The sequence below is a fragment of the Dermacoccus sp. MPR-E5 genome (assembly GCF_058809565.1).
Genome location: NZ_JBXASS010000002.1, coordinates 83,094 through 109,737, shown reverse-complemented (window position 1 = coordinate 109,737; position 26,644 = coordinate 83,094). Strand labels below are relative to the sequence as shown.

The following is a 26,644-nucleotide window of genomic DNA, read 5'->3' as shown; positions in this document are numbered from 1 at the left end:
GAGGCCCGCGCAGTCTCGCGCCGGGGTGGGCCACCTCACCACCGACCGCCTCTCGCGGCGGCGGCGCGGGAGCGATAGGGTGGCAACGTATGCCGTGTACCACACGGCAGTGGAGTGGTTCACCTCGCTCCTGCCTGACACGGCCACGCGCCGCGTCATGGCGGGGGCAACGGGACGCCTCCCGCACGTGTACGTGAATCGACGCGAATGAAAGAGGCGCATCTGCGTGTCATCCCAGTCCCCCAGCTCTGAGCACGACGACTTCGGCGCGAACGAGTGGCTCGTCGAGGAACTCTTCGAGCAGTACAGCAAGGACAAGAACTCCGTGGATGCCGCATGGCAGGAGTTCTTCGCGACCTATCAGCCGGGCTCGTCGAACTCCTCGGCGCCGGCCTCCACGTCCACGTCCACGTCGGGCTCGGGCGCTAAGGCCGCTCCCCGAACCGAGAAGCCGATGGCCGCCGAGGCACCGCGCGACCAGCAGGAGGCGCCTGCACAGCAGGCCGCCGAGCCGACGCGCACCGCCGAGAGCGAGCCGCAGAAGCTCGACCCGAAGCAGGCCGAGGGCCACACACCGCTGCCGACGCCGCGCGACCAGGGCGACGGCGCCCTCGGTGACGTGCCGGCGGCGGACGACAAGGACACCCCGCTCAAGGGCATCGCCGCCAAGATCGTGCAGAACATGGAGGCCTCGATCGAGGTCCCGACCGCGACGTCGGTCCGCGCCGTCCCTGCGAAGGCGCTGATCGACAACCGCATCGTCATCAACTCGAACCTCGCCCGCGGCCGCGGCGGCAAGGTGAGCTTCACCCACATCATCGGCTACGCCATCATCAAGGCGCTGCGCGTCATGCCGGAGATGAACGCTTCCCTCTCGGTCGACGAGAAGGGCAAGCCCGTCCTGCACCAGCCGGGGCACATCAACTTCGGCCTCGCCATCGACCTGCAGAAGCCCGACGGTTCGCGCACGCTCGTCGTGCCGTCGATCAAGGGCGCCGAGGCGATGACGTTCGCGCAGTTCTGGGCCGCGTACGAAGAGATGGTCAAGAAGGCGCGCAACAACAAGCTGACGCTCGAGGACTACGCGGGCACGACGATCTCGCTGACCAACCCCGGTGGCATCGGCACGGTGCACTCGGTGCCGCGTCTGATGAAGGGCGCGGGCGCCATCATCGGTGTCGGCGCGCTCGACTACCCCGCCGAGTGGCAGGGCGCGAGCGAGGAGACGCTCAACCGCAACGCCGTCAGCAAGATCCTGACGATCACCTCGACCTACGACCACCGCATCATCCAAGGTGCGACGTCCGGGGAGTTCCTGCGTCAGATCCACCAGCTGCTGCTCGGTGAGAACAACTTCTACGACGAGATCTTCGAGTCGCTGCGCATCCCCTACGAGCCGGTGCGCTGGGTGCAGGACATCTCTGCCAACCACGACGACGACATCAACAAGGTCGCGCGCGTGCAGGAGCTCATCCACGCCTACCGCGTGCGCGGTCACCTCATGGCCGACACCGACCCGCTCGAGTACAAGCAGCGTCGTCACCCCGACCTCGACGTCACGAGCCACGGCCTGACGCTGTGGGATCTCGACCGCACGTTCGCCACGGGCGGTTTCGGCGGCGCCAACTTCCTCAAGCTGCGCAAGATCCTCGGCATCCTGCGTGACTCGTACTGCCGCACGGTCGGCGTCGAGTACATGCACATCCAGAACCCCGAGGAGCGGGCCTGGATGCAGAACAAGCTGGAGAAGACGTACTCGAAGCCGACGTCGGACGAGCAGGAGCGCATCCTGCGCAAGCTCAACCAAGCCGAGGCGTTCGAGACGTTCCTGCAGACGAAGTTCGTCGGCCAGAAGCGCTTCAGCCTCGAAGGCGGCGAGTCCGTCATCGCGATCCTCGACCGCATCCTGTCGGAGGCCGCGGACGCCGGCCTCGAAGAGGCCGCGATCGGCATGCCGCACCGTGGCCGTCTCAACGTGCTCGCCAACATCGCGGGCAAGTCGTACGGCCAGATCTTCCGCGAGTTCGAGGGCACCGCCGCTCCCAACTCGGTGCAGGGCTCCGGTGACGTCAAGTACCACCTCGGCACCGAGGGCGAGTTCGTCTCCGATGAGGGCAACCACACGAAGGTCTACCTCGCCGCCAACCCGAGCCACCTCGAGGCCGTCGACCCGGTGCTCGAGGGCATCGCCCGTGCCAAGCAGGACCGCATCAACCTCGCCGGCACGGCGTTCACGGTGCTGCCGATCCTGCTCCACGGCGACGCCGCGTTCGCGGGCCAGGGCATCGTCGCCGAGACGTTGAACCTGTCGCAGCTGCGCGGCTACCGAACCGGCGGCACGATCCACGTCGTCATCAACAACCAGGTCGGCTTCACGACCGCGCCGAGCTCGTCGCGTTCATCGACGTACTCGACGGACGTCGCGCGCATGGTGCAGGCGCCGATCTTCCACGTCAACGGTGACGACCCGGAGGCCTGCGTCCGCGTCGCGGAACTCGCGTTCGAGTACCGCCAGACGTTCAACAAGGACGTCGTCATCGACATGGTGTGCTACCGCCGCCGCGGTCACAACGAGGGCGACGACCCGTCGATGACGCAGCCGCTCATGTACAAGCTGATCGAGGCGAAGAAGTCCGTGCGTCGCCTGTACGCCGAGGCCCTCGTCGGCCGCGGCGACATGGACCAGGAGCGTGCCGACGAACTGCTCAAGGACTACCAGCAGCAGCTCGAGCGCGTCTTCGTCGAGACGAAGGAGGCGACGAAGAAGGCCGCTGCCGACAGCGCCGCGCAGAGCGCTTCGTCCGATTCCAGCCAGGGCACCGACGCCGAGGGCCACGGCGGCCTCGAGCGCCCGTCCGCTCAGCTCGAGGACGACGCGAAGAGCGCCTACTCCTCGGGCCGTTCCTCCGCGATCACCGAGGCCGCTCTCGAGCGCATCGGCGCGGTGTGGACGAACCCGCCGGAGGGCTTCACGCTGCACCCGAAGCTCAAGCAGCTGCTCGAGCGTCGCACGGCGATGGTCAAGGACGGCGGCATCGACTGGGCCATGGGCGAGCTCATCGCGTTCGGTTCGCTACTCATGGACGGCACGCCGGTGCGTCTGTCCGGTCAGGACACCCGACGCGGCACGTTCGTGCAGCGTCACGCCGTCCTCATCGACAAGGCGAACGGCAACGAGTGGACGCCGCTGCGTTACCTCACGGATGACCAGGCGTGGCTGTGGATCTACGACTCGCTGCTCAGCGAGTACGCCGCGATGGGCTTCGAGTATGGCTACTCGGTCGAGCGTCCCGACGCGCTCGTGCTGTGGGAGGCGCAGTTCGGTGACTTCGTCGACGGTGCGCAGACCATCATCGACGAATTCATCTCGAGCTCGGAGCAGAAGTGGGCGCAGCGCAGCTCCGTCGTGCTGCTGCTGCCGCACGGCTACGAGGGTCAGGGTCCGGACCACAGCTCGGCGCGCATCGAGCGCTTCCTGCAGCTGTTCGCCGAGGACAACATGACGATCGCTTACCCGTCGACGCCGGCGTCGTACTTCCACCTGCTGCGTCGCCAGGCGCACGCGCGACCGCGCAAGCCGCTCATCGTCTTCACGCCGAAGCAGCTGCTGCGCGTGAAGGCCGCGACGAGCTCGCCGGCCGACTTCACCTCGGGCCAGTTCGAGCCGGTGCTGAAGGACCAGAAGCAGCTCGACGGTTCGAAGGTCGAGCGGGTGCTGCTCGCCTCGAGCCGCGTGGTCTACGACCTCGAGGCGGAGCGTGAGAAGCGCGGTGACGACACGACCGCCATCGTGCGTGTCGAGCAGCTCGCGCCGATCCCGGCCAAGGAGATCGCCGAGGCGGTCTCGGCGTACCCGAACGCCGAGATCGTGTGGGTGCAGGACGAGCCGAAGAACCAGGGCGCCTGGCCGTTCATGTACTTCAACCTGCCCGACCTGCTCGAGAGCCACGGCGAGACGCGACGTCTGCGCGTCGTGTCGCGTCCGGCGTCCGCGTCGCCCGCGACCGGCAACAACAAGCGTCACGCCGCGCAGAACGCGGAGCTCATGGAGCAGGCGTTCGCGCGCTGAGGTTCACGTGAGCAGCCGTTGATGGTGCGTTCCTGATGAAGCGGTGCCCTCCCCCACGCGGGGTGGGCACCGCTTCGTCGTGGGCGCGCGACGCCTGCGGGGTGGGCACCGAGCTGACGGACGATAAGCTGGGCGCGTGTATTTCACGGATCGGGGTATCGAGGAGCTCGCGGCGCGCCGCGGCGAAGAAGACGTGACGTTCGAGTGGCTCGCGGAGCAGCTGCGTCATTTCGTCGACCTCAACCCGGAGTTCGAGATCCCCGTCGAGCGCCTCGCCACATGGTTGGCACGGCTCGACGACGACGATGACGAGTGAGTGAAGGCGGTCGTAGCGTGTCCTACCCCACCGAAGGCAGCGAGCCCGAGTTCCGGCCGAGCGCCGATTTCCACGTCGCCGAGGGTGAGCGCCGTGTCGGCCTCGTCTTCGTCGGCGACAGCTTCGTCAACGGCTACGGCGACCCGAAGGCCCTGGGGTGGGTCTCGCGGGTCGTCGCGCGTACGCCGCACGAGGGCGTCAGGCTGACGACGTACAACCTCGGCGTGCGCGGCGACAGTTCCTCTGACGTCCTCGCGCGCTGGCGGGGTGAGGCGGCGCTGCGGTGGAAGAACTGCAACGAGCGCCGACTCGTCATCGGCTTCGGCACGAACGACGCCGCGCAGGGTCTGACGACAGCACGTTCGCGCCTCAACCTCGCGAACATCCTCGACGATGCGTCGACGAACGGCATCGCGACGTTCGTCGTCGGCCCGCCGCCCACGAGCGACCCGGAGATGAACGCGAAGCTCGAGGTGCTCGTCGACGCGCACGCGGACGTCTGCGCGCGTCGTGGCGTGACGTATGTCGACTGCTTCCGCCCGCTGCTCGGGCACGATCAGTGGCAGTCGGATCTTGCCGCCAGCGACGGCTACCACCCCGGCCAGGCGGGCTACGGCCTCATGGCGTGGCTCGTGCTTCACGCCGGTTGGCAGGACTGGCTCTCCGTCTGACGGCCCTCATCGCACCTTCGAGCGCCTCACGTCGTCGACGTGGGGCGTTCGTCGTCCCGACAACCACGTTCTGACCCCCCTTCGGGGGCCGGCCGGAAGGCGAGACAAGGGAATGTCAGTACGCGCCGTCGCGTGCGAGGACGGCGCGGAGGGTCTTGAACATGATGACGAGGTCGCCGGACAGGGACCAGTTCTCGACGTAGTAGAGGTCCTTGCGCACGGATTCTTGCCAGGAGAGGTTCGAGCGTCCGCCGACCTGCCAGGGTCCAGTGATGCCTGGCTTGACGTTGAGGCGGCGGTGGACGTGGTGGTCGTAGGCTTCGACCTCGCGGGGCAGTGGGGGGCGTGGTCCGACGAGTGACATGCTGCCGGCGATGACGTCGAACAGTTGTGGCAGTTCGTCGAGGCTGTAGCGGCGGATGAAGGCGCCGACGCGGGTGGTGCGGGGGTCGTCTTTCATCTTGAACAGTAGGCCGGAGCCTTCGTTCTGTCGTTCGAGTCCGGCGAGGCGCGCTTCGGCGTCGACGGCCATCGAGCGGAACTTGGTCATCTTGAACAGCGTTCCGTTGACGCCTACTCGGGTCTGGCGGAAGAAGATGGGCCCGGGGCTGTCGAGGCGGACGGCGATGGCGATGGCGAACAGGATCGGGGCGACGAGGACGACCATCCCGGTGGCGATGACGAGGTCGAAGGCCCGTTTGAGGGAGTACTTGACGCCGCTGTAGCGGGGCATCTCAACGCTCATGAGCGGCAACCCTTCGATGGGGTGCCAGTGGATGCGGGGGCCTGCGACGTCCGTCATGCGGCTGGCGAGGGCGAGGCGGATGGTGGTGTCCTCGAGCTGCCAGCCGAGTTCGCGCAGCTGCTTGCGGTTGATGCGGTTATGGCCGGCGACGATGATCGTGCTGGCCTCGTAGCGGTGCACGGCGTCGACGACGTCGGCGATCGCGCCGGCCTGGGGCACGACCACTCCGTTGGCGAGCTCGAACGTCGGAGCATCGGTCGTGTCCGTCGCGACGGCGCGCACTACTAGGCCCGCAGCCGGGTTGCGGGCTATGCCTTCGGCGACGTAGCGCACCTCATGCGGTGAGCCGACGACGACGACGCCGTCGACGAGCATCGCGCGGCGGCGTCGCGCGAGCACCCAGCGGCGGACCAGGAGACGTTCGATGAGAAGCAGGACGAGCCCGAGTGGGAGGGCGACGGCCAGGAAGCCGCGCGCTACCTGCCAGCGCAGCAGGACGAGGACGATCGCGAGCGCGCCGAACGTGAAGAACGTGGCGCGCACGACACGACGATATTCGTCGGTGCCGATCGCGATGATCTCCATGTTGTACGCCTGATTGAGAAGCAGCGAGGCCTGCCATCCGAGGATGAGGGCGGGCACGACGACGAGGTAGAGGTTGCCCTGCGAGCGAACGGTGTCGAGCGACGCCTCCGCCATTGCGAAGCGCGCGAAGAACCCGGCAGCCACGGCGAGTGTGATGACGCCCAGGTCGAGGACGAACAGCAGCAGGAACAGGTTGCGCCGCCAGTCGCCACGCATCCTGGCGAGCAGGTCGCGCCTACCTCTCGCCCCGTCAGTCATGCTCGCCGGCGCCTTTCCCCACAAAACCCTGTTTCCCCTTCGTCGGACGCGTCCGAATTCCCCTCGTTCCCGTTCGGCTGCGTTCCCCGCACCGCGGTCGTCTCGAGCCTGCGCCTCAGGCCCGCGCGCGCTCTGCAGCGCGCTCCTGCTGAACGACGCCGGATGCGGCGAGTCGTGCACGCCAGTCACCGATGCTCGGCCCGCGCGGTGAGCGTGCGAGCACGCTGTAGGCGGGCCTCGGCGCGGGCCGCTGGAACGCCTCCGTCGTCGTCGGGCGCACGCGCTCAGGATCCAGGCCTGCGAGGATGAATGCCTCTCGTGCGAGGTCGAACCATGACCCGCTGCCCGAACTCGTCCCATGGTAGAACCCGCCCGAGCATTCCTGCTCGATCAGCCCGACAATGGTGTCCGCCAGGTCGCCCGCCCACGTCGGCTGTCCGACCTGGTCGGCCACGACGTCGAGGGTGTCACGGTTCTGGGCGAGCTTCAGCATCGTCGCGACGAAGTTGCTTCCGTGCGCTCCGTAGAGCCATGCCGTGCGCACGATGAGCGCGTCGGGGTGCGTGGCACGAACGGCCCATTCTCCGGCCGCCTTGGTGCGTCCGTAGGCCGACTGCGGGGCCTGCGGGTGCTCGACATCGTACGGTTCCTCGGCGCGGCCGTCGAAGACGTAGTCGGTCGAGACGTGGACGAGCTGGGCATCCGCGGCCTGCGCGGTTCGAGCGACGTTGAACGCACCCGTCCCATTGAGTGCGAACGCCGCGGCCTCGTCGCTCTCAGCGGCATCGACGGCCGTGTACGCAGCACAGTTGACGACGACGTCCGGCGCGTGATCGCCGATGACGCGCTGCACCGTCTCCAGCTCGGTGACGTCGCATCCGGCGGAGCCGAGCGAGACGACGCTCTCACCGCGGCTGCGCAGCAGCGCGTCGAGATCCTGACCGAGCATGCCCGTGCCTCCGAGGACGAGCCAGCGACGCGCCATCGTCATGCCCCTTGACCGGTGGCGGTGTCAGCAGGCGCCGCGACGACCTGCTGGCTTGCGTACTTGGCCTCGGTGGCGTCCTTGAACGGACGCCACCACGACTCGTTCTCTCGGTACCAGGCGATCGTGGCGGCGAGGCCGTCGTCGAAGGAGGTGTAGCGCGGACTCCAGCCGAGTTCCTCGCGCAGCTTCGTCGAGTCGATCGCGTAGCGGCGGTCGTGGCCGGGCCGATCGGTGACGTGGTCGAAGTCGTCGGCGTCACGCCCCATCCCGGTGAGGATGGCCTGCACGACGGTCTTGTTGTCGAGCTCACCGTCGGCGCCGATGAGGTAGGTCTGCCCGATGCGCCCGCGCTCGATGATGGCCCAGACGGCCGAGTTGTGGTCGTCGACGTGGATCCAGTCGCGCACGTTGAGCCCGTCACCGTAGAGCTTGGGACGCACGCCGTCGATGAGGTTCGTGATCTGGCGCGGGATGAACTTCTCGATGTGCTGGCGCGGACCGTAGTTGTTCGAGCAGTTCGAGATCGTCGCCCTGACCCCGAAGCTGCGCACCCAGGCACGCACGAGCATGTCGCTGCCGGCCTTGGTTGAGCTGTACGGGCTCGACGGGTTGTACGCCGTCGCCTCGGTGAAACGCTCCGGGTCATCGAGCGCGAGGTCGCCGTACACCTCGTCGGTGGAGATGTGGTGGTACCGGACGTCGTGCTTGCGCGCCGCCTCGAGCAGCGTGTAGGTGCCGACGATGTTGGTCTGGACGAACGGCCACGGCTCGGCGAGGGAGTTGTCGTTGTGCGACTCGGCGGCGAAGTGGACGACGAGGTCGGACGCGGCGACGAGACGGTCGACGAGCGCGGCGTCGGCGATGTCGCCGCGCACCAGCTCGACGTGCTCCCCCAGCCCGTCGAGAGATCTCTCGTTGCCCGCATACGTCATGGCGTCGAGAACGACGATGCGCGCCTCTGGGCGCTCCTTCACCGTCAGGTGGACGAAGTTGCCGCCGATGAAGCCGGCTCCGCCGGTGACCAGGATCTGCACCCTGCCAGCATAAGGTAGGCCTATGAAGGGAATCATTCTCGCGGGGGGATCGGGAACGCGACTTCACCCGATCACACGGGGCATCAGCAAGCAGCTCATGCCGGTGTACGACAAGCCGATGATCTACTACCCGATCTCGACGCTCATGATGGCCGGAGTCCGCGAGATCCTCATCATCACGACGCCGCACGACAGCAAGCAGTTCCAGCGGCTGCTGGGCGAGGGATCCGACTGGGGTGTCGAGATCAGCTACGCCGTGCAGCCCTCGCCCGACGGCCTCGCGCAGGCGTTCATCATCGGCGAGGAGTTCATCGGCGACGACTCGGTCGCCCTCGTCCTCGGCGACAACATCTTCCACGGCGCCGGCATGGGGACGGCGCTGCAGGGCCACGCTGAGCTCACCGGTGGCCACGTCTTCGCTCATCACGTGACGAACCCGAGCGCCTACGGCGTCGTCGAGTTCGACGCGGACGGCAACGTCGTCTCGATCGAGGAGAAGCCGGAGCAGCCGAAGTCGCGTTACGCCGTGCCCGGCCTGTACTTCTACGACAACGACGTCGTCGACATCGCGAAGAACCTCGAGCCCTCCCCGCGTGGCGAGCTGGAGATCACGGGCGTCAACGACGAGTACCTGCGCCGCGGCAACCTCACGGTGACGGTGCTGCCGCGCGGCACCGCGTGGTTCGACACGGGCACCTTCAAGGGCCTCATGGACGCCTCGCAGTTCGTCCACGTCCTCGAGGAGCAGCAGGATCTGAAGGTCGGCTGCGTCGAGGAGATCGCGTGGCGTCAGGGCTGGATCGACGACGCGCAGTTCTCCGCCCTCGCCGACTCCCTCGTCAAGTCCGGTTACGGCGCCTACATGCACCGCGTCCTCGCCGAAGGCCACATCACCCCCGCCGTCCGCAAGGCCCTGTGATGGACATCCAGCCGCTGAAGATCGACGGCGCCTACGTCGTCACGCCCCGCCAGTTCCCCGACGGGCGCGGCGTGTTCATGGAGGGCTTCCGCGGCGACAAGCTCGCCGAGCACCTCGGCCACCGCATGGACGTCGTCCAGTCGAACATCTCGGTCAGCAGCCGCGGCACGGTGCGCGGCATCCACTTCGCCGACGTGCCGCCGAGCCAGGCAAAGTACATCACTGTCCTGTCGGGCTCGATCATCGACTTCATCGTCGACATCCGCGTCGGGTCGCCGACGTTCGGGCAGTGGGAATCGGTCGTGCTCGACACGAGCGAACGCAAGGCGGTCTACCTCGCCGAGGGGCTCGGCCACGCGTTCTGCGCCCTCGAGGAGGATTCGACGGCGATGTACCTGTGCAGCGCGCCCTACACCCCCTTGCGCGAGCACGGCATCAACCCCCTCGACACGACGGTGGGGCTGACGCTGCCCGACGACATCGAACCGCTGCTGTCCCCCAAGGACGAGGCTGCGCCGTCGCTGGCGCAGGCCGAGGCGTCGGGTCTGCTGCCGCGATACGACGACTGCGTGCGCTTCTACGACTCGTTGCGCTCGGCCTGATCGCAGCGGCCCGCGTCCTGCATGATCACGCGTGACGCACGTCTCACGCGGCCGCCCCAAGGTCGCTGCACGGGCACGGTGTCGCGCGCACGAGGCGGGCCGTAGGTCACGATCCCGCATACTTATGTCGTGTCGCTCGCCTGGGGCGAGGCGCGGTGGCATGCTGTGGCCATCGTCTCCGACGGCTCGCGCCGTCCCCATGCCGAAAGGCCCGCCCATGCGTCGTACCACCGCCCCCGCCCTCGCCGGCCTGAGTGCCACCGCCCTGCTGCTGTCGGGTTGTGGCTCCGACTCCCTCGACGACTCCAAGAGCTCTGCCTCCTCGGGCGCTGCGGGCGCGTCGAGCAAGGCCGCCGAGGTGACGAAGGACGACTCGCTCGCCAAGCTCGTCCCCGCCGCCATCGCCAAAGAGGGCACCCTGACGATCGGTTCGGACGCCTCATACGCCCCGAACGAGTTCACGGCTGCCGACGGCAAGACGATCCAGGGCATGGACATCGACCTGCTCAACGCCGTCGCCGCGAAGCTCGGTCTCAAGCTCACCTTCCAGAACGGCGACTTCGGCACCCTCATCGGCGGCGTCAACGCTGGCAAGTACCCGGCGGCGATCAGCTCGTTCACCATCAACGCCGAGCGCCTCAAGACCGCGAACATGGTGCAGTACTACAGCGCGGGCACCGCCTGGGTCACCGCCAAGGGCAACCCGAAGAAGCTCGACCCCGACAACGCGTGCGGCCTGACGATCGGCGTCCAGAAGGACACCGTGCAGCAGACCGACGACCTGCCCGCACGCAACAAGAAGTGCACCGCCGCGGGCAAGAAGCCGATCACGATCGTCAGCGAGGTCGCCCAGTCGAAGGTGACCGCCGACCTCATCGCCGGCAAGGTCGACGGCTTCGCGGCCGACTCCCCCGTCGCCAACTGGGCCGTCGCGAAGAACGACGCGAAGCTCGAGAAGGTCGGCTCGAAGTACGCCTCGGCCCCGTACGGCATCGTCGTCAAGAAGGACAACACGGCGTTCGCCGAGGCCATCTCGAAGGCCCTTGAGGCCCTCGACAAGGACGGCACCTACAAGAAGATCCTCGACGCCTGGAGCAACGGTGACGGCGCCGTCACCTCGTTCCCGGTCAACCCCAAGCCCTGATCGCGAACGACATGACCGACACCACCACCACCGAGCGGCCGGGCGTCATCGACGCCCGGCCGGTCCGGCATCCCGGCCGATGGGTCGCCCTCGCCGTCATCGCCGTCCTCGTCGCGATGATGATCAGCTCCGTCGTCACCAACAAGGCCTGGGACTGGCCGTTCGTGCTCAAGGTGATGAACTACTCGCCCGTGCTCGACGGACTGCTCAAGGGCACGATCATCGTGACGATCGTGTCGATGATCCTGGGCGTCGTGCTCGGCGTCATCCTCGCGATCATGCGCCTGTCGGACAACCCCGTGCTGCGCGGCGTGGCGTTCGTCTACATCTGGTTCTTCCGGGCCGTGCCACGCTACGTCCTCATGACGATCCTCGGTCTCGGCGTCCTGACCCTCTACCCGACCCTCGATCTCGGCGTGCCGTTCGGCAAGGACCTCGGGCTGACGTTCTACACCCTCGACGTCAAGACGATCAGCTCCGGCATCACCGTCGGCATCATCGGCCTCGGACTGTCCGAAGCCGCCTACATGGCGGAGATCGCGCGCGCCGGCATCCTGTCCGTCGACAACGGTCAGCGTGAGGCCGCCCAGGCCCTCGGCATGAGCAACGGCAAGGCCATGCGCCGCATCATCCTGCCGCAGGCGATGCGCGTCATCGTGCCGCCGACCGGCAACGAGGCCATCTCGATGGTCAAGGACACGTCGCTGCTGACGGCCGTGCCCGTCACCGCCGAACTGTTCAACCAGGCGCAGAACGTCGCCAACAACACGTACAAGGTGATGCCGAGCTACGTCGGCGCCCTCATGTGGTACCTCATCCTCTGCACGCTGCTCATGCTGCTGCAGAGCTGGCTGGAGCGACGCTTCGCGCGCGGCTTCGGGGCGCAGGGCACCACGACCGGCGGGTTCCGCTCACGTCTGTCCTCGATCGGAAGTGACCACTGATGAGCACCGCCGCCGCCGGGGCGAGCAACGCCCAGCCGCGACCGTCCGCAACCACGGCCCCCGTGGCCTCACGCTCCGATGAGCCACTCGTGCGCGCCGTCAACGTCATGAAGTCGTTCGGCAAGCACGAGGTGCTCAAGGGCATCGACCTCGACGTCCACCCCGGCGAGGTCGTCGTGCTGCTCGGCCCGTCGGGCTCGGGAAAGACGACGTTCCTGCGCTGCATCAACCAGCTCGAGACGATCGACGGCGGGCGCATCTGGGTCGACGGCGACCTCATGGGTTACGCCGACAAGGGCGGGCAGCTGCACCGCCTCACGGACAGGAAGATCGCCGCGCAGCGCCGTGAGATCGGCATGGTCTTCCAGCGCTTCAACCTCTTCCCACACATGACGGCCCTCGAGAACGTCATGGAGGCGCCCGTCCAGGTCAAGGGCGTGGGCAAGGCCGAGGCGAAGGCGGAGGCCGAGCGGCTGCTCGAACGGGTCGGGCTCGGCGACAAGACGAAGCACTACCCCAGCCAGCTCTCGGGCGGCCAGCAGCAGCGCGTCGCCATCGCCCGCGCGCTCGCGATGCAGCCGAAGCTCATGCTGTTCGACGAGCCGACGTCCGCCCTCGACCCCGAACTGGTCGGCGAGGTGCTCGCCGTCATGAAGGAACTGGCCAAGGACGGGATGACGATGGTCGTCGTCACGCACGAGATGAGCTTCGCGCGGGACGTCGCGGACCGTGTCGTGTTCATGGACGCCGGCGTCATCGTCGAGACCGGCGCGCCGCGCGACGTCATCAACAACCCGCAGCGTGAGCGCACCAAGAGCTTCCTGTCGCGCATTCGCAGCGAGCACGAGGCGATCGCCGCCCTCGTCGACGACGAACTGCTCTGACGCTCGCCCAGCTGCAACCCACTACCCTGGTGGGATGCAGCTGGGCTTCGTCGTCGTCAGGGGTCGCTCGATGGAACCGACCTACGTCGACGGCGACGTCGTCCTCGTCGCCTGGGGTACGTCGCCCCGGGTCGGGCGCTGCCACGTCGTCCGCCTCCCTGACGGCGACGACGGCCCCCGCCCGCTCGCGATCAAACGGGTGACGAGGCGCGAACGCCTCGCCGACGGCGCGTCGGGCTGGTGGGTGGAGCGTGACAACCCCCGTGAGGGGGTCGACTCATGGCTCGTCGGGGCGCTGGGGGACGAGGCGATGCGGGGGCGGGTCGTCAGCCCCGACTCCCCAGTGATGACGCAGATTCTGCGACGTTGTCGCACCTGCGTCAGCACCTTTCGCCGGGGCCGCTTCGCGCGATAGGTTGAGAGCAGTGCTGCCGTTCGGCAGCTGATCACCAGCAGCAAGGAGTCCCTCATGCTGAAGCGTTTCTTCACCCCCACCGTCGAGGTCTCGGCTCACTGCGACCTGCCCTGCGGCGTCTACGACCCTGCCCAGGCCCGCATCGAGGCCGAGTCGGTCAAGGCCATCATCGCCAAGGTCGCCGACAAGCCCGGCGACGAAGACTTCAAGATGCGCGCCACGATCATCAAGGAGCAGCGCAGCCAGCTCGTCAAGGAGCACCTGTGGGTGCTGTGGACGGACTACTTCAAGCCCCCGCACTTCGAGAAGTACCCGCAGCTTCACACCCTCGTCAACGAGGCGACGAAGCTCGCCGGTGCCAGCGGCACCAAGGGCGAGTGGGACATCGCCAAGGCTGACGAGTTGCTCGGCAAGATCGACGAGATCGCTCGCATCTTCGCGGAGACGAAGCAGGCCTGAGCCTCCCTCCCGCAACGAGAACGGCCCGGCATCCCCCTTGGATGCCGGGCCGTTCTCGCTGCCTCACCTGCGATTCTCGTTCACCGTCGCGAATCCCGTCCCCTCCTGCGATTTCCGTCCACATCGGCGGTTCTCGTCCACCTTCATGACGTCAGGTGCGTCAGTGCACGAGGCGGAGGATGACGTCGAGCAACGCCACCCCGACCACGGTGTACACGCCGACCCAGATGAGGCTGCCGACGGCGACGGCCGGCAGGTAGCGCACGAGCGGCATCCGGCCGGCCCCGGCCATGAGGTTGACGGCCGTCTGCACGCCGACCGTCAGGAACGACAGCGGGACGGCGAGCGGGCCGAAGCGGTGCACCATGCCCTCGGCGCGCTTGACGGAGCGCGCGTCGAGGTGGTGGGCGTACTTCGGATGCCGACGCCAGCCGCCGATCGCGCCGCGGCCGATCCAGTATGTCGCGTTGGCTCGCGCCATGACGATGCAGAACAGGATGCCGAACGCGAGCGCCACGGGCATCTCACGGATCGATTCCATGCGTTCAGACGGCCTCGGCCCGAGCGTTCGCACCCGCGGGGTAGCAGGCGTCCAGCGCGTCGAAGACGGCGGCGTTGAGGGCGAAGGCGCGACCGGCGGCGTCGAGGGCCTCGTCCTGCTCCTGCGTCGTGAGGGCCAACTCATCGAGGCGGGCGCGGTAGGCGTCCTTGTACGTCTTCGGCTTGGCGATGTCGAAGCGGTAGAAGGTGAGGACATCGTGAGGCGCGTCGTAGTGGCGGCGCATGAGCGTCGCGATGATCTGCCCGCCGGACAGATCCCCGAGGTAGCGCGTGTAGTGGTGGCCGATGAGCGTGGCCGGCGAGGCGGCGCAGGCGACGAGGTCGTCGACGTAGCGCTGCGTGGCGGGCAGGATCGCCGTGGCGTCCGCATAGCCGAGGCGTTCCAGCGCGGCGAGGTCGTGACGCAGCGATGCGGCGCGCTCGAGTGCCGGGTCCAGCAGCGGCGCGAGGCGGGGGTCATCGCGGTGCGTCGCGCACGCCGACTCGAGGTGGTCGTACACCGGCAGCAGCTGACGCTGCAGCCCCTGGTGCGCGCCGATGCTGCTCTCGCCGCCCATGAGGCGGGTCATGAAGCCGCGGTTCTCGGCGTGCTCGTGCGCGGCACGGGTGTGGTCGCGCAGCGCGGCCGACAGGGGCGGGGTGAGGGCCGTCGTCATGGATCCGAGCCTTTCTGATGAGGAAGGCTCACCTTAATAAAGGTCCACCTCCGCTCGGATCAATCGAACGGTTGATCCGAGACTCCACCTCCCCACCACGCCAGGCCGACGAGAGCGAGCCGCCTCTCGCTGCGCGGATGCCCGCAGGGGGCACGAGCGCGATGTGACAGAATGGGGAGGTTGGCCCCCGACGTACCGGGGGGAAGACCCCGAACCAGGGAGCAAGACCATGAGCAAGCGCGCACGCAAGCGTCGCAGCCGCAAGGGCAAGGGCGCGAACCACGGCAAGAAGCCCAACGCCTGAGCATCTGCCGCAGACGCGAACGAAGGCCGACCACCCTCACGGGATGGTCGGCCTTCGTCATGCTCGGTTCGGCGTCAGGCCTCGTAGCCCACCTCGGTGCGCTCGTAGGTGATGCGCGTGAGGATCGACGAGCGCAGTTGCTCCGGCGCCTGCTCACAGGCGCAAGCGCGCTTGATGAGCTTCTTGAGCAGCATGTCGCGCTCGTACTCCGTCAAACACGGGGGGCAGTCGAGCAGGTGAGCCTTGATCTCCTCGTACTGCTCGGCCGTCAGCTCACCGTCGATGTAGGCGTAGAGACGATCGACGTACTCGGGGCACTTGTCGCTCATTTCTTCGCCCCCTTCGCGGTGTCCGCCTCACCCTTGAGGAAGCCGCGCCCACGCGCGTAGTCCTCGAGTTGTTCACGCAGCAGCTTGCGTCCGCGGTGCAGGCGCGACATCACGGTGCCGATCGGCGTGTCCATGATCTTGGCGATCTCCTTGTAGGGGAAACCCTCGACGTCGGCGTAGTACACCGCGAGACGGAAGTCCTCCGGCAAGGCCTGCAGCGCCTTCTTGATGTCGCTGTCGGGCAGGTGATCGAGCGCTTCGTTCTCGGCCGACTTCAACCCCGTCGACGAGTGCGCCTCGGCCCGCGCGAGCTGGTAGTCCTCCACCTCGGCGGCGTCGGACTCGAGCGGCTGACGCTGCTTCTTGCGGTAAGAGTTGATGTACGTGTTCGTCTGGATGCGGTACAGCCACGCCTTGAGGTTCGTGCCCGGCTTGTACTGGTGGAAGGCTGCGAACGCCTTTGCGAACGTCTCCTGCACGAGATCCTCGGCGTCGCTCGGGTTGCGCGTCGTGCGCAGGGCGGCGCTGTAGAGCTGATCGAGGTACGGCATCGCGTCACGATCGAAGCGCGCGGCCCGCTCGGCCGGGGTCTCGGTACTCGGGTCGAAATCCTTGGAATCGGTGACGCTGCGTGGCGCCGCGCCGCCGTCTGGCTGCGGCGCGCCGAGGGCGTCGACCGTCGTGTTGTCTGTCATCGCGCTCAACCCTAGCGCGGGGTGCGGCGCGACACGAGACGCGCGCGTGCCCGCGCCACCGAAACCGGTGGTGAGGCTCAGCGCGGACGGTTCGACCGGAACCACGGGTGCTACCAGCATCGTGCTCACTTTCGACGTTCGAATGGCCCTCGTGGGCTTTCTGTTTCGCCGTCGTCAACACGATGAGTGGGCTGCGCTATTCCCCGCCCCGCTCTCGATATGAGTCAGGACGCGGCGGCCAGCCACCTGCGCACGGCGTCGACGACATCCTGCGGCTGCTTGCTGAATCCGTGCGGGCCCGCGACGGCGGCGACGTCGGCGCCGGGCAGCGCGGCGCGGATCGCGTCGGGGCCGCCGAAGGTGTCCGTGGCGCCTTGCACGACGAGCAGGGTAACGACCGCATCGAGCACGGCTTGCGCCTCGTCCGTGCGCCATTTCGACGGGTCGTCCGCCTTGCCCGGCGCCGCGAGCGGAAAAGCCAGCGCGACGACGGCGTCAGCGCCCGTCTCGACGGCGGTGCGGCACGCGACGCGGGCACCGGCGGAACGACCACCCTGCACGAAGCGGCCCGTGATCTCGCCCGCCTCGCGCAAGTGGCTCACGACGGCGCGCCAACCCTCGTCGAGGGTCTTCGGGGGCGTGGCGATCTTGCGGCCCGCGAGCACCCAGGGCTGGTCGACGAGGACGACACGCCACCCGTCATCGGCGAGGTCGAGCAAGCCCCACAGGTCGAGCGTGTTCGTGCCCTTGCCGGCGCCGTGTCCGAGGACGAGTGTTCCTACGGGCTGGTGTTTGCCGGTCGTCGTGACCGCCGCAGTCTCAGCGTTCGCAGACTCGGTGCTCGAGGACTCGGAGTTCTTCACCTCGGTGTTCGCGGGACCACCGACCGGATCGATGACGTAGGCGCGTGCCGGCCCGGCGTCCGTCTCGATGTCAAGAACGCGGTGCGCTCGTTCCGGCGCGACAGACCGGGAGGGACGTGGTTCGGCGGTCACTTCTCGGCCCCGATGATCTCGCCGGTCGCGGGGTCGACGACGCCCACGAGGTCGGATTCCGGCGCGGGTTCGATGAGGCCTGGGCCGTTCGTCCGATTCGAACTCACCGCGCGTGAGACGGGGTAGGCCTCGAAGGGGCTCGAATCGCCGGGCGTGAGGAACGTCGCGACGTCGGCGTCGTCGGTCAGCGTCGGGTCGAGCCACTCGGCCCATTGCTCGCGTTCGAGCGCGAGGGGCTGGCGATCGTGGATGCGGTCGAGGCCCTGCCCCGCGCTCGTCGTGATGATGGCGAACGTCGTCAGCCACGCGGCCGGGTCGCCGTCGGGCAGCGAACGATCGCACCAAAACTCGTAGAGGCCGGCGAATGCGACGTCCGTGCCGTCGACGCGGCGCATGTAGAACGGCTGCTTGCGCGGTTTGCCCTTGGCGTCGAGCGCCGTCGGTGACAGCTGCCACTCGTACCAACCCGACGCGGGCACGAGGCAGCGACGCGCGCGGGCGGCCTTCGCGAACGACGGTTTCTCGAGCAACGTCTCAGCGCGCGCGTTGATCATGCGCACGCCACCCTTGGTGTCCTTCGACCACGACGGCACGAGCCCCCACGTGAGGTGACGCAGCTGACGCTTCGCCTCGCCGCGCGAGCCGTCGTCGAGCCGCTCGGGACGGGTCAGGACGACGGGCGCCTGCTTCGTCGGCGCCATGTTGTAGTCGGGCTCACCGACAGGCGGGTTCTGCGGCGACGCGAGCAGCGACCGCGTCTGCTCGCCCGTCGCGTCGACGTCGACCTCGAACTCCTCGACCAATTCACCCGTGCTCGCACTGGCTGCGTATCTGCCGCACATGGGCCAAGCCTAAGAGGAGAGGTCGTCGTCTCACCCAGTCTTGCCCGGCTCCGGTGAAGAAAGCGACCATTCGCCGCCCGTCGTGCCTCCATCACTTCACCGAGCGCAACCGGCTTTCGGGCCCCCGGCGCTGCCCCTGCCCGTCTGGCACGCCCGGGTCTCAGGCGCGCCCGCTGCGCCACGACTGCAGGTCACGCTTCTGCTGGAGGTATTCGTCTGCACCGTCCGTCTCGAGCAGAAGTCGATCAAGACCACGCAGAGCAGCGACCTTGCCGCCCTCGTCGATCTGGCCGGTCAGACGCAGCAGCGTGAATGCTCTCGCCACCACCCAGGTCGCTTCGTCAACGGCATCGAGGGGCGACGTGCCGATCGCGGCGGCCGACTCCCGCCATTCTTCGTCCGTGTCGTACATCTCTCGCAGGCGCGTGGAGGACGTCAGCTCGTCCCGACGGCTCTCCCACTCCGCAAGCACACCGGCGGCCCCGTCACTGCCGAACGGAGACCATTCATCTGCGGGGTCGTCGTAGATGGGGTGCGTGAAATGCGCCGCGAAGCGCGGGTGCGATGGGTTCATCGCCCGGACCGCATCATTGACGCGCGCTGCACCCCCCACGAGCGTGGCGCCGCTGCGGTCATGCGCATCGCACCGACGTGAAGCGGCTCGGCTCACGTGATTCGTCAAGAAGAAAGCATCCGGAATCACACAACGCCTCCCCGCAGTGTCGAAAGACGGTGCCGGCTTGAACTTCCCCCTGACTTCGAACGACGGACCTGAATCGTCGACGTAGATGGAGCGTGCGATCCCCATGGCGATGGTGGGGGAAGCCTCGTCATGAGGAACGACGTAGAGGGAACGGCCATCCGCGTGACTCACGGCCAGGGTGTATCCCACTCCGCTATCCGCGACGATGGTATGAATCAGCTTTGCCTCGCGGATCGCCCGGCTCTTCCTGACGGGGAGCTCCCTACGGAAGGAACGTTGATCGACTCCCGCGAGAATCCTTTCGAACTCCGTCGTGTCCTCGAAGGCCATCCCCTTGATGGCGTCGATCATCTGGCTCAAGTAGGACGGCGCCGATGGCTCGGTCGACAGGGTCATGTCACTCAGCCCGGCCCTCATCGCCCGATCAGAACCCGTCAGGTCGGCAGCCATGTACGCCCTCCGGCCGGTGAGAGGAGTGGCAAGCGCGCCCAAGGCCTTCGTGACGTGACCGGCCGCGACATAAGCGGTTCGGAGAGACTCTTCTGTCAGGTCCCATTCTCCGAAGGGGTCCCTGTCATCGATGGTGACGGTTCGAAGTCTTGCCATCGTGTGCATCTCCCTGCCCCTGGATGCGAGGACGGTCGCGTCCACGACGAGACATCATGTTAGTCAGCCCCCACGCAGCTCTGCGGGGGCCGATCGGGCAGCTCCATCTGCGAGTTCGCCCACGGATCGGCCAGGATGGACCGCGCCCACTGCCCCACAGCGTTGGAGTGAGTGCGCAGCCGGGCGGCCGGTGGCAGTACAGGGCTCGCATGTTGTCGGTGGCGCCGACTAACGTGGGAGGCCAAGGCGTCGACGATCGACGCCGACCTTCACAGGAGGAGGAACCATGATCCGTCGCATCGCGCGTACCGCGCTCGCCAGCTACTTCCTCAACGAGGCGGCCAAGGCGTTCACCAACACGAAGTCGCAGGCCGCCGAGGCCGCGCCGTTCGTCGAGTTCGTCAGCCGCGAGAGCGGCAGCAAGGTGCCGAACGACCCCGAGATGATCGTCAAGGGCCAGGGCGCGCTCATGGGTGCCGCCGGCACCGCCCTCGCGCTCGGCAAGTTCCCGCGCCTGTCCGCGGCTCTGCTCGCCCCGACGGTCGGCGCGAACGCCTACATGCACGAGGCGTTCTGGGCCGAGAAGGACCCGGAGGTGAAGGCACGCAAGCAGTCCAACTTCTTCCGCACTGCCGCCATCGTCGGTGGCGTGCTGCTCGCCGCCGCCGACACCGCGGGCAAGCCGGGCCTCGCCTGGCGTACCTCGCACGGCGTCGACGTCACGCGCCGTGAGGCCAAGCGCGCCGCGAAGACGGCTCGTCGCGAGGCCAAGCTCATGGCCGCCGTCGCCGGGAGCAAGCTGCCCTCATGACCTCCGGCAGTACGAGCGCTCGCGCAGCGGGCCTCGACATGAAGAACTCCGACATGACGACCACCGCCGCGACGAGCGCCGCTTCCGCGAACCCGACGACCGACTGGCCCGCACCTCGCGCGGACCGGCCGGTCGTCGGCGCGTTCAGCGTCCCCGGCTCGAAATCCCTGACGAACCGCTACCTGGTCCTCGCCGCCCTCGCCGACGACGACTCTCTCCTGCGGGCGCCGTTGCGCTCGCGCGACACCCTCCTCATGGCGCAAGCACTGCGCTCGGTGGGCGTCCAGGTCGAGGACGTGCCCGGAGACTCCCCCGAGGGCGACGACTGGCACGTCACTCCTGCACCCTTTCGGGGCCCCGCGCAGGTCGACTGCGGCCTCGCCGGCACCGTCATGCGCTTCCTCCCGCCGGTCGCCGCCCTCGCGGACGGGCCGGTCGCCTTCGACGGCGACGAGCACGCCCGCAATCGCCCCATGGGTCCTGTCCTGCAGGCCCTCGCCGACCTCGGCGTCCGCATCGACGACGACGGCCGCCGCGCACTGCCGTTCACCGTCCACGGCACCGGAGCCGTCACGGGCGGGCGCGTCGAGGTCGACGCGTCGACGAGTTCGCAGTTCGTCTCCGCACTACTGCTCTCCGGCGCGCGCTTCGACGAGGGCGTGACGATCGTCCACACCGGCGCAACGCTGCCGAGCATCCCCCACATCGACATGACGGTCGAGGTGCTGCGTGACGCGGGCGTCGTCATCGAGGTCGGTGACGACGTCGACGCCGACGGGCGCGGCAGCTACGCGTGGAGCGTCGAACCCAGCGACATCCGCGCGCTCGACGTCATGGTCGAGCCCGACCTGTCGAACGCTGCCCCCTTCCTCGCGGCGGCCGCCGTCACGGGTGGCGAGGTGTTCATGGCCGACTGGCCGACGTTCACGACGCAGCCGGGCGATCACATCCGTGGCGTTCTCGAGCGCATGGGCTGCAAGGTGACGCTCGATCGTGACGGTCTGCGTGTGCGCGGCCCCGAAAGCGGTCGTCTGCGGGGCATCGACGTCGACCTCACCGAAGCGTCCGAGCTGACGCCCGTCGTCGTCGCCCTGTGCGCGCTCGCCGACGGTGGCAGCCGCATCCGCGGCGTCGCCCACATCCGCGGCCACGAGACCGATCGGCTCGCGGCGCTCTCGCGCGAGTTCACGGCGATCGGGGCGCAGGTGCACGAGACCGAGGACGGTCTTGTCATCACCCCGGTGCCGCGAGAAGTGCTGCACGGCGGGCTGTTCCACACGTACGACGATCACCGCATGGCGATGGCGGCTGCGGTCGTCGGGCTCGTCGTTGACGGCATCGTCGTCGAGAACGTCGGCACGACCGCCAAGACGCTGCCGCACTTCGACCGGCGGTGGGAGGCGCTGCTCGACGGCACGAGTGCGGCGCACGAGCCGGCGCTGCAGCGGACGGTCTGAGATGGCGAGTCGCAACTGGAGTGAGTCCGACGTGCGCGTGCGCCCCAACCGCAAGGGATCTCGGCCCCGCACGAAGGATCGCCCCAAGCACGCCGACGCCGTCATCGGCATAGTGACGGGTGTCGACCGCGGCCGCTGGTCGGTCCTGCTCGACGGACGGCAGATCACGGCGATGCGCGCCCGCGAGCTGACGCGCACGCCCATCGTCGTCGGTGACCGTGTTGCGCTCGTCGGCGACACGAGCGGTCACGAGGGCTCGCTCGCGCGCATCGTGCGCGTCGAGGAACGCTCGAGCGTGCTGCGCCGCACCGCCGACGACACCGACCCGTACGAGCGCGTCATCGTCGCGAACGCCGACCAGCTCGTCATGGTGACGGCGGTCGCGAACCCCGAGCCGCGGACCGGCCTCATCGACCGCTGCCTCGTCGCCGCCTACGACGCGGGGCTCGACCCGCTGCTCGCGCTGACGAAGGCCGACCTCGACGACCCGGCGCCGTTCCTCGCGAACTACGCCGACCTCGACGTGCCGCACAGCGTCACGTCGGCGCACGAGCTGAGCGACGCCCAACGGGACGAGCTGATCGCGTCCGGTGGTCGTGTCGCCCGTGACCTCGACGGTCTCGACGACCTGCGCGCCCGCCTCGCCGGGCGTGTCAGCGTCCTCGTCGGGCACTCCGGCGTCGGCAAGTCGACACTGGTCAACGCCCTCGTTCCGGATGCCGCGCGCACGACCGGCCACGTCAACGACGTGACGGGACGCGGGCGCCACACCTCGACGTCGGCGATCGCCCTCGAACTTCCCGGGCCGGAGGGCGGCTGGATCATCGACACCCCCGGCATTCGTTCGTTCGGCCTCGCACACATCGACCCGACGACGATCGTCGACCACTTCCCTGAGCTCGCCCCCGGCACTGCCGAATGCCCACGCGGCTGCTCGCACGACGAGGCAGACTGCGCGCTCGACGCCTACGTCGCCGCGGGTCACGCCGGCACGACGGGCCCGGCGCGCCTGGCGTCGTTGCGTCGTCTGCTGCGCTCGCGCCACGTGCCCGACAAGGACGAGCACCTCGAGCGACGCTGAACCCGACCGCGGGGTAGACGAGTGAGCACTCACTCGCCTACCCCGCCACCGCGTGCTCGCGGTGCCGGCGAGCCGGTAGCGTGGGCGCAATGAGCGACACCCTGCGCGACCCCAGCCCGTACCACGACGACCTGCGCCTGGCCCACGTCCTCGCCGACTCGGTCGAAGAGATCACGATGTCGCGCTTCGGCGCCGCCGACCTGCAGGTCGAGTCGAAACCCGACCTCACCCCCGTGACGGAGGCCGACCGCGAGGCCGAACGCGTCATCCGCGAGAACCTCAAGCGCGCGCGCCCGCGCGACGCCATCAAGGGTGAGGAATTCGGCACGAGCGGCGACGCCGATCGGCTGTGGATCATCGACCCCATCGACGGGACGAAGAACTACGTGCGCGGTGTGCCCGTCTGGGCGACCCTCATCGCCCTCGTCGACGCGGGCACGCCCGTCGTCGGTCTCGTCGCCGCACCCGCACTGCACCGCCGCTGGTGGGCCGCGCAGGGCACCGGCGCGTGGACCGGACGCAGCCTCACGAGCGCGACGTCGATCAGCGTCTCGAAGGTCGACAGGCTGGCGGACGCCTCTCTCAGCTATTCCTCGTTCAACGGCTGGGCCGAACGTGGCAAGGACATGGACCTGTTCCGCCTGTCGAAGGAATGCTGGCGTTCACGCGCCTACGGCGACTTCTTCTCGCACATGCTCGTCGCGCAGGGAAGCGTCGACATCGCGCCCGAACCGGAGCTCGAGGACTACGACATGGCGGCGCTCGTGCCCATCGTCACCGAGGCGGGCGGCCGCTTCACCGGCCTCGACGGACGCCCCGGCTGCTGGAGCGGCAACGGCGTCTCGACGAACGGCCTGCTCCACGACGAGGTGCTCGCTCGTCTCGGCGACGACTCCCCCGCGCCGTCGCGCATCGCACGGATTCGTGCGACCGGAATCAGGCCTTCGGCGTCTCAGACTGCTTCTCGAGCGCCGGCGCGTCCGCACCGTCAACGGCTTCGAGCTGCGCGCTGCCCTTCGACAGCTCGAGCAGGCCGGGCACGTCGACGCTCGGGTGGTACTTCTCCCCGAGTTCGGCGATCGCGAGACGCGCGTGGACCTGCTGCTCCGTGGTGGTGCGCTCGTCGCGGCTGTCGCTCGCGAACGCGACGGCCCAGCTCAGCATCGTCGACAGGCGCGACTTGAAGCCGATGATGTAGACGAGGTGAACGCCGAGCCACATGAGCCACGCGATGAACCCCTCCGTCTCGAGGCGGCCCACCTTCGTCACGGCCGAAAAACGGGAGATCGTCGCCATCGAGCCCTTGTCGAAGTACTTGAACTTCGCCGGGGCCGGCTCACCCTTGACGCCCGCGAGGATCGACTTGGCCGCGAACTTTCCGCCCTGGATCGCCACCTGCGCGACGCCGGGCAGCTTGTCGAGGCTCATCATGTCGCCGACGACGAAGATCTCCGGGTGGCCGGGCAGCGTCAGGTCGGGCTGCACGGAGATGCGCCCGGCGCGGTCGACCTCGGCGCCCGTCTTGTCACCGAGCAGCTTGCCGAGCGGGCTCGCGGCGACGCCTGCGGCCCACACCTTGCACGCGGAGTCGATGCGGGTGACGGTGCCGTCCTGCGTCTTCATCTCGATGCCCGTGGCGTCGACATTCGTCACCATCTGCCCGAGCAGCACCTCGACGCCCATGCTCTCGAGCTGCTTCTTCGCCTTCTCGCCGAGGTTCTTGCCGAACGGTGGCAGCACCTGCGGCGCCGCATCGACGAGGACGATGCGCGCGTCCTTGGGGTTGATGTGGCGGAAGTCCTCGGCGAGGGTGCGGTTGGCGAGTTCGCTGATCTGCCCGGCCATCTCGACGCCCGTCGGGCCGGCCCCGACGACGACGAACGTCAGCAGCGTGCGCACGTCGTCCCACTCGCCGGCGGCCGCGGCCACTTCCGCTGTCTCGAAGGCACCGAAGATGCGACCTCGCAGCTCGAGCGCGTCGTCGATGCTCTTCATGCCGGGCGCGAACTCGGCGAAGTGGTCATTGCCGAAGTACGACTGCCCCGCGCCGGCCGCGACGATGAGCGAGTCGTAGTCGTACGTCTGGGTCGAGTCCAGCAGTTGCGCGAAGACGCGCTTGTTCTGGACGTCGATGTCGCTGACCGTCCCCTGGAATACCTCGACGTTCTTGACCTTCTTGAGCACCTCGCGCGTGCTCGGGGCGATGACGCCCTCGCTGAGGATGCCGGTCGCGACCTGGTACAGCAGCGGCTGGAACAGGTGATGCGTCGTCGAGGAGATGAGGACGACGTCGACGTCCTCGTCCTTGAACTGGGTCGCGGCGAACAGACCGCCGAAGCCGGAGCCGATGATGACGACGCGGTGGCGCGTGGCGCTCTTGTGTGCAATACCCATGGATTCCTCGCAGATCTCGCGTGCGTGTCGCCTGGCCCGATCACGCTTGGACGCTGCCCCCAGCTTACTCATTCCCGACGCCCACCCATGGGTGTGTCGCGGCCGGTAGGCTGCCCCATGACACGGGCGCGCCCGACCACCGACATCGGCGGGCCGGCACCCGGATGACAACGACGGATCGACGTAGGACGGGACGGCGCACCGCGCCGCGAACGGAGTGGACGATGAGCGAACGAGGCCGCGAGCCGTACCCCATCCAGTGGAACGCGCCCGCCACGGGCACCGCGCAGCCGGCGTGGGCCGGGCCGCGACCGGATGCTCAGCTCGACGCGCCCGCCGCGCAGGCTGACGCTCCGGCCATCGGCGGCCGTTCGTCGGGCGATGCCCCGGCCGCGCCGCAGCAGAGGGATGCGCGACAGATGGACGCGAGCTCGGCCGACGAGCAGGGCGCCGGCCCGGCCGCTCCCGGGCAGCTCGGCAACCCGTGGAACGACGCCCAGCCCGCCGCCACGCCCGTGGGGTGGGCAGGCGAACAGCAATCCGCCGCCGGGCAGTCTGCGCCCGGCGATGCAGGTCAGTACGCGGCGCCCTCGGCGCCTCACGCGGTGGGCTCCGACCCCGCTGACGGTGCATCCGAGTCGCCGCGCCACGACCAGGCCGACGGCGACGCCGACCAGGCACCCCGCGGTGGCGCCTCACCCGTCGGAGCCGTGCCCGCGCCGGCAGCCGACGCGCAGGCGACGAGCCCGTCGAACGGCTACCCGTCGGCACCTCCGTCGGGTGGTTACCCGTCCGCACCTCCGTCTGGGGGCTATGCGTCGGCTCCCCCGTCGAACGGGTACTCCTCGAGCGGGTACGAGTCGGCGCCGCCTCAGGTCGTCGGCCAGAACGACGATCTGCCGGAGGACTCGCTGACGATCGGCCGCAGCCGCAGCAACAGCATCGTGCTCGACGACATGCTCGTCTCGCGCCGACACGTCGTCATCACGGCGGAGGATGAGGGTCTGCTGCTGCGCGATCTCGGGTCGCGCAACGGCACGTTCGTCAACGGGCGCCGCGTCGAGCAGACATTGCTGCACGAAGGCGACCGCATCGGCATCGGCGCCTCCACCTTCGAGGTGCGCGACGGCTGGCTCGTCTCGGTCTGAGCCGCGAACACCCGTCCGGACCGGCCGCG

26 protein-coding genes and 1 pseudogene are annotated in these 26,644 nt (G+C 68.5%); 16 read left to right on the top strand and 11 right to left on the bottom strand.

Annotated features, from left to right (window positions below; genetic code table 11):
- Positions 1–226: 226 nt before the first annotated feature.
- The 3 genes from AC1RS9_RS01745 (at position 227) to AC1RS9_RS01735 (ending at position 5,056) form a co-directional block, all read left to right on the top strand.
- Positions 227–4,069 (top strand): multifunctional oxoglutarate decarboxylase/oxoglutarate dehydrogenase thiamine pyrophosphate-binding subunit/dihydrolipoyllysine-residue succinyltransferase subunit, encoded by a 3,843-nt coding sequence (locus AC1RS9_RS01745; RefSeq protein ID WP_074040417.1) that lies wholly within the window; start codon positions 227–229, stop codon positions 4,067–4,069.
- A 136-nt stretch (positions 4,070–4,205) separates the two neighbouring features.
- The gene (locus AC1RS9_RS01740) at positions 4,206–4,385 is read left to right on the top strand and encodes a DUF6104 family protein (RefSeq protein ID WP_006946035.1); all 180 of its coding nucleotides are present in this window, start codon (positions 4,206–4,208) and stop codon (positions 4,383–4,385) included.
- Between the two features lie 17 nt (positions 4,386–4,402).
- Positions 4,403–5,056, top strand: a complete 654-nt coding sequence (locus AC1RS9_RS01735) for a GDSL-type esterase/lipase family protein (protein WP_006945919.1) — start codon at positions 4,403–4,405, stop codon at positions 5,054–5,056.
- 115 nt (positions 5,057–5,171) lie between these two features.
- On the opposite strand, the gene AC1RS9_RS01730 is transcribed toward AC1RS9_RS01735, so the two are convergent.
- From AC1RS9_RS01730 to rfbB, 3 genes are all read right to left on the bottom strand, one after another.
- Positions 5,172–6,644 (bottom strand): sugar transferase, encoded by a 1,473-nt coding sequence (locus tag AC1RS9_RS01730; protein ID WP_083607387.1) that lies wholly within the window; start codon positions 6,642–6,644, stop codon positions 5,172–5,174.
- 115 nt (positions 6,645–6,759) lie between these two features.
- Positions 6,760–7,629: a dTDP-4-dehydrorhamnose reductase gene (rfbD, locus tag AC1RS9_RS01725; protein WP_062257165.1), complete on the bottom strand. Its 870-nt coding sequence runs from the start codon at positions 7,627–7,629 to the stop codon at positions 6,760–6,762.
- Positions 7,630–7,631: 2 nt separating this feature from the next.
- Positions 7,632–8,666: a dTDP-glucose 4,6-dehydratase gene (gene rfbB / locus AC1RS9_RS01720; protein WP_473957868.1), complete on the bottom strand. Its 1,035-nt coding sequence runs from the start codon at positions 8,664–8,666 to the stop codon at positions 7,632–7,634.
- Between the two features lie 22 nt (positions 8,667–8,688).
- Between rfbB and rfbA the strand changes: the two genes are divergently transcribed.
- The 7 genes from rfbA (at position 8,689) to sodN (ending at position 14,033) form a co-directional block, all read left to right on the top strand.
- Positions 8,689–9,585: a glucose-1-phosphate thymidylyltransferase RfbA gene (gene rfbA, locus AC1RS9_RS01715; protein ID WP_006945868.1), complete on the top strand. Its 897-nt coding sequence runs from the start codon at positions 8,689–8,691 to the stop codon at positions 9,583–9,585.
- Positions 9,585–10,187 carry a dTDP-4-dehydrorhamnose 3,5-epimerase family protein gene (locus AC1RS9_RS01710; protein ID WP_473957869.1) on the top strand — a complete coding sequence of 201 codons (603 nt, stop codon included), beginning with the start codon at positions 9,585–9,587 and terminating at the stop codon, positions 10,185–10,187. The genes rfbA and AC1RS9_RS01710 overlap by 1 nt, the downstream gene beginning before the upstream one ends.
- A gap of 217 nt (positions 10,188–10,404) precedes the next feature.
- Positions 10,405–11,331, top strand: a complete 927-nt coding sequence (locus AC1RS9_RS01705) for an ABC transporter substrate-binding protein (RefSeq protein ID WP_006945918.1) — start codon at positions 10,405–10,407, stop codon at positions 11,329–11,331.
- An 11-nt stretch (positions 11,332–11,342) separates the two neighbouring features.
- Positions 11,343–12,275 (top strand): amino acid ABC transporter permease, encoded by a 933-nt coding sequence (locus AC1RS9_RS01700; protein WP_006945891.1) that lies wholly within the window; start codon positions 11,343–11,345, stop codon positions 12,273–12,275.
- A complete protein-coding gene (locus tag AC1RS9_RS01695) occupies positions 12,275–13,159 on the top strand; it encodes an amino acid ABC transporter ATP-binding protein (RefSeq protein ID WP_439099109.1) in 885 nt (294 codons plus the stop codon). Before AC1RS9_RS01700 ends, AC1RS9_RS01695 begins: the two co-directional genes overlap by 1 nt.
- A 34-nt stretch (positions 13,160–13,193) precedes the next feature.
- On the top strand, positions 13,194–13,574 hold the full coding sequence (locus tag AC1RS9_RS01690; protein ID WP_144708214.1) for a S24/S26 family peptidase: 381 nt from the start codon (positions 13,194–13,196) through the stop codon (positions 13,572–13,574).
- A 54-nt stretch (positions 13,575–13,628) separates the two neighbouring features.
- A complete protein-coding gene (gene sodN, locus AC1RS9_RS01685) occupies positions 13,629–14,033 on the top strand; it encodes a superoxide dismutase, Ni (protein WP_006945950.1) in 405 nt (134 codons plus the stop codon).
- A 160-nt stretch (positions 14,034–14,193) separates the two neighbouring features.
- Here the strand turns inward: sodN and AC1RS9_RS01680 are convergent, their stop codons facing one another.
- Both AC1RS9_RS01680 and AC1RS9_RS01675 read right to left on the bottom strand, forming a co-directional pair.
- The gene (locus tag AC1RS9_RS01680) at positions 14,194–14,574 is read right to left on the bottom strand and encodes a DedA family protein (protein WP_006946040.1); all 381 of its coding nucleotides are present in this window, start codon (positions 14,572–14,574) and stop codon (positions 14,194–14,196) included.
- A 4-nt stretch (positions 14,575–14,578) separates the two neighbouring features.
- Positions 14,579–15,250, bottom strand: coding sequence for a biliverdin-producing heme oxygenase (locus AC1RS9_RS01675; protein WP_062257125.1), 672 nt, complete (start codon positions 15,248–15,250; stop codon positions 14,579–14,581).
- A gap of 229 nt (positions 15,251–15,479) precedes the next feature.
- On the opposite strand from AC1RS9_RS01675, the gene AC1RS9_RS01670 reads away from it, so the two are divergent.
- Positions 15,480–15,554 carry a 50S ribosomal protein bL37 gene (locus AC1RS9_RS01670; protein ID WP_369798754.1) on the top strand — a complete coding sequence of 25 codons (75 nt, stop codon included), beginning with the start codon at positions 15,480–15,482 and terminating at the stop codon, positions 15,552–15,554.
- Between the two features lie 74 nt (positions 15,555–15,628).
- Here AC1RS9_RS01670 and rsrA read toward each other — a convergent pair whose 3' ends face one another.
- From rsrA to AC1RS9_RS01645, 5 genes are all read right to left on the bottom strand, one after another.
- A complete protein-coding gene (rsrA, locus tag AC1RS9_RS01665; protein ID WP_062257123.1) occupies positions 15,629–15,883 on the bottom strand; it encodes a mycothiol system anti-sigma-R factor in 255 nt (84 codons plus the stop codon).
- Positions 15,880–16,698 carry a sigma-70 family RNA polymerase sigma factor gene (locus tag AC1RS9_RS01660; protein WP_286697255.1) on the bottom strand — a complete coding sequence of 273 codons (819 nt, stop codon included), beginning with the start codon at positions 16,696–16,698 and terminating at the stop codon, positions 15,880–15,882. The genes rsrA and AC1RS9_RS01660 overlap by 4 nt, the downstream gene beginning before the upstream one ends.
- 104 nt (positions 16,699–16,802) lie before the next feature.
- The gene (locus tag AC1RS9_RS01655) at positions 16,803–17,573 is read right to left on the bottom strand and encodes an alpha/beta hydrolase family protein (RefSeq protein WP_074046235.1); all 771 of its coding nucleotides are present in this window, start codon (positions 17,571–17,573) and stop codon (positions 16,803–16,805) included.
- Complete coding sequence (locus AC1RS9_RS01650; RefSeq protein ID WP_006945914.1) at positions 17,570–18,415, bottom strand: SOS response-associated peptidase; 846 nt, start codon at positions 18,413–18,415, stop codon at positions 17,570–17,572. Before AC1RS9_RS01650 ends, AC1RS9_RS01655 begins: the two co-directional genes overlap by 4 nt.
- Before the next feature lie 160 nt (positions 18,416–18,575).
- Entirely contained in the window at positions 18,576–19,568 is a 993-nt protein-coding gene (locus AC1RS9_RS01645) for a hypothetical protein (protein ID WP_143181548.1), read from the bottom strand.
- A gap of 442 nt (positions 19,569–20,010) precedes the next feature.
- Here AC1RS9_RS01645 and AC1RS9_RS01640 point away from each other — a divergent pair, with 442 nt between their 5' ends.
- The 4 genes and pseudogenes from AC1RS9_RS01640 to hisN form a co-directional block, all read left to right on the top strand.
- The gene (locus tag AC1RS9_RS01640; RefSeq protein WP_062257114.1) at positions 20,011–20,535 is read left to right on the top strand and encodes a DoxX family membrane protein; all 525 of its coding nucleotides are present in this window, start codon (positions 20,011–20,013) and stop codon (positions 20,533–20,535) included.
- The gene (aroA, locus tag AC1RS9_RS01635; RefSeq protein ID WP_286697258.1) at positions 20,532–21,992 is read left to right on the top strand and encodes a 3-phosphoshikimate 1-carboxyvinyltransferase; all 1,461 of its coding nucleotides are present in this window, start codon (positions 20,532–20,534) and stop codon (positions 21,990–21,992) included. The genes AC1RS9_RS01640 and aroA overlap by 4 nt, the downstream gene beginning before the upstream one ends.
- 1 nt (position 21,993) lies before the next feature.
- A complete protein-coding gene (gene rsgA, locus AC1RS9_RS01630; RefSeq protein ID WP_492920297.1) occupies positions 21,994–23,073 on the top strand; it encodes a ribosome small subunit-dependent GTPase A in 1,080 nt (359 codons plus the stop codon).
- Positions 23,074–23,162: 89 nt separating this feature from the next.
- Positions 23,163–23,969, top strand: a pseudogene (hisN, locus tag AC1RS9_RS01625) (histidinol-phosphatase); the annotation flags it as partial.
- A gap of 40 nt (positions 23,970–24,009) precedes the next feature.
- On the opposite strand, the gene AC1RS9_RS01620 reads toward hisN, so the two are convergent.
- Positions 24,010–25,467, bottom strand: a complete 1,458-nt coding sequence (locus AC1RS9_RS01620; protein ID WP_006945907.1) for an NAD(P)/FAD-dependent oxidoreductase — start codon at positions 25,465–25,467, stop codon at positions 24,010–24,012.
- Between the two features lie 224 nt (positions 25,468–25,691).
- On the opposite strand from AC1RS9_RS01620, the gene AC1RS9_RS01615 reads away from it, so the two are divergent.
- Positions 25,692–26,615 carry an FHA domain-containing protein gene (locus AC1RS9_RS01615; RefSeq protein WP_492920295.1) on the top strand — a complete coding sequence of 308 codons (924 nt, stop codon included), beginning with the start codon at positions 25,692–25,694 and terminating at the stop codon, positions 26,613–26,615.
- Positions 26,616–26,644 lie beyond the last annotated feature (29 nt).

Excerpts from the sequence above, each read along its gene's own strand:
- AC1RS9_RS01730 (WP_083607387.1), bottom strand. The coding sequence starts at position 6,644 with ATGACTGACGGGGCGAGAGGTAGGCGCGACCTGCTCGCCAGGATGCGT.
- rfbD (WP_062257165.1), bottom strand. The coding sequence starts at position 7,629 with ATGGCGCGTCGCTGGCTCGTCCTCGGAGGCACGGGCATGCTCGGTCAG.
- rfbA (WP_006945868.1), top strand. The coding sequence starts at position 8,689 with ATGAAGGGAATCATTCTCGCGGGGGGATCGGGAACGCGACTTCACCCG.
- AC1RS9_RS01710 (WP_473957869.1), top strand. The coding sequence starts at position 9,585 with ATGGACATCCAGCCGCTGAAGATCGACGGCGCCTACGTCGTCACGCCC.
- AC1RS9_RS01705 (WP_006945918.1), top strand. The coding sequence starts at position 10,405 with ATGCGTCGTACCACCGCCCCCGCCCTCGCCGGCCTGAGTGCCACCGCC.
- AC1RS9_RS01700 (WP_006945891.1), top strand. The coding sequence starts at position 11,343 with ATGACCGACACCACCACCACCGAGCGGCCGGGCGTCATCGACGCCCGG.
- AC1RS9_RS01695 (WP_439099109.1), top strand. The coding sequence starts at position 12,275 with ATGAGCACCGCCGCCGCCGGGGCGAGCAACGCCCAGCCGCGACCGTCC.
- AC1RS9_RS01690 (WP_144708214.1), top strand. The coding sequence starts at position 13,194 with ATGCAGCTGGGCTTCGTCGTCGTCAGGGGTCGCTCGATGGAACCGACC.
- sodN (WP_006945950.1), top strand. The coding sequence starts at position 13,629 with ATGCTGAAGCGTTTCTTCACCCCCACCGTCGAGGTCTCGGCTCACTGC.
- AC1RS9_RS01680 (WP_006946040.1), bottom strand. The coding sequence starts at position 14,574 with ATGGAATCGATCCGTGAGATGCCCGTGGCGCTCGCGTTCGGCATCCTG.
- AC1RS9_RS01675 (WP_062257125.1), bottom strand. The coding sequence starts at position 15,250 with ATGACGACGGCCCTCACCCCGCCCCTGTCGGCCGCGCTGCGCGACCAC.
- rsrA (WP_062257123.1), bottom strand. The coding sequence starts at position 15,883 with ATGAGCGACAAGTGCCCCGAGTACGTCGATCGTCTCTACGCCTACATC.
- AC1RS9_RS01660 (WP_286697255.1), bottom strand. The coding sequence starts at position 16,698 with ATGCTGGTAGCACCCGTGGTTCCGGTCGAACCGTCCGCGCTGAGCCTC.
- AC1RS9_RS01650 (WP_006945914.1), bottom strand. The coding sequence starts at position 18,415 with ATGTGCGGCAGATACGCAGCCAGTGCGAGCACGGGTGAATTGGTCGAG.
- AC1RS9_RS01645 (WP_143181548.1), bottom strand. The coding sequence starts at position 19,568 with ATGGCTGCCGACCTGACGGGTTCTGATCGGGCGATGAGGGCCGGGCTG.
- AC1RS9_RS01640 (WP_062257114.1), top strand. The coding sequence starts at position 20,011 with ATGATCCGTCGCATCGCGCGTACCGCGCTCGCCAGCTACTTCCTCAAC.
- aroA (WP_286697258.1), top strand. The coding sequence starts at position 20,532 with ATGACCTCCGGCAGTACGAGCGCTCGCGCAGCGGGCCTCGACATGAAG.
- rsgA (WP_492920297.1), top strand. The coding sequence starts at position 21,994 with ATGGCGAGTCGCAACTGGAGTGAGTCCGACGTGCGCGTGCGCCCCAAC.
- AC1RS9_RS01620 (WP_006945907.1), bottom strand. The coding sequence starts at position 25,467 with ATGGGTATTGCACACAAGAGCGCCACGCGCCACCGCGTCGTCATCATC.
- AC1RS9_RS01615 (WP_492920295.1), top strand. The coding sequence starts at position 25,692 with ATGAGCGAACGAGGCCGCGAGCCGTACCCCATCCAGTGGAACGCGCCC.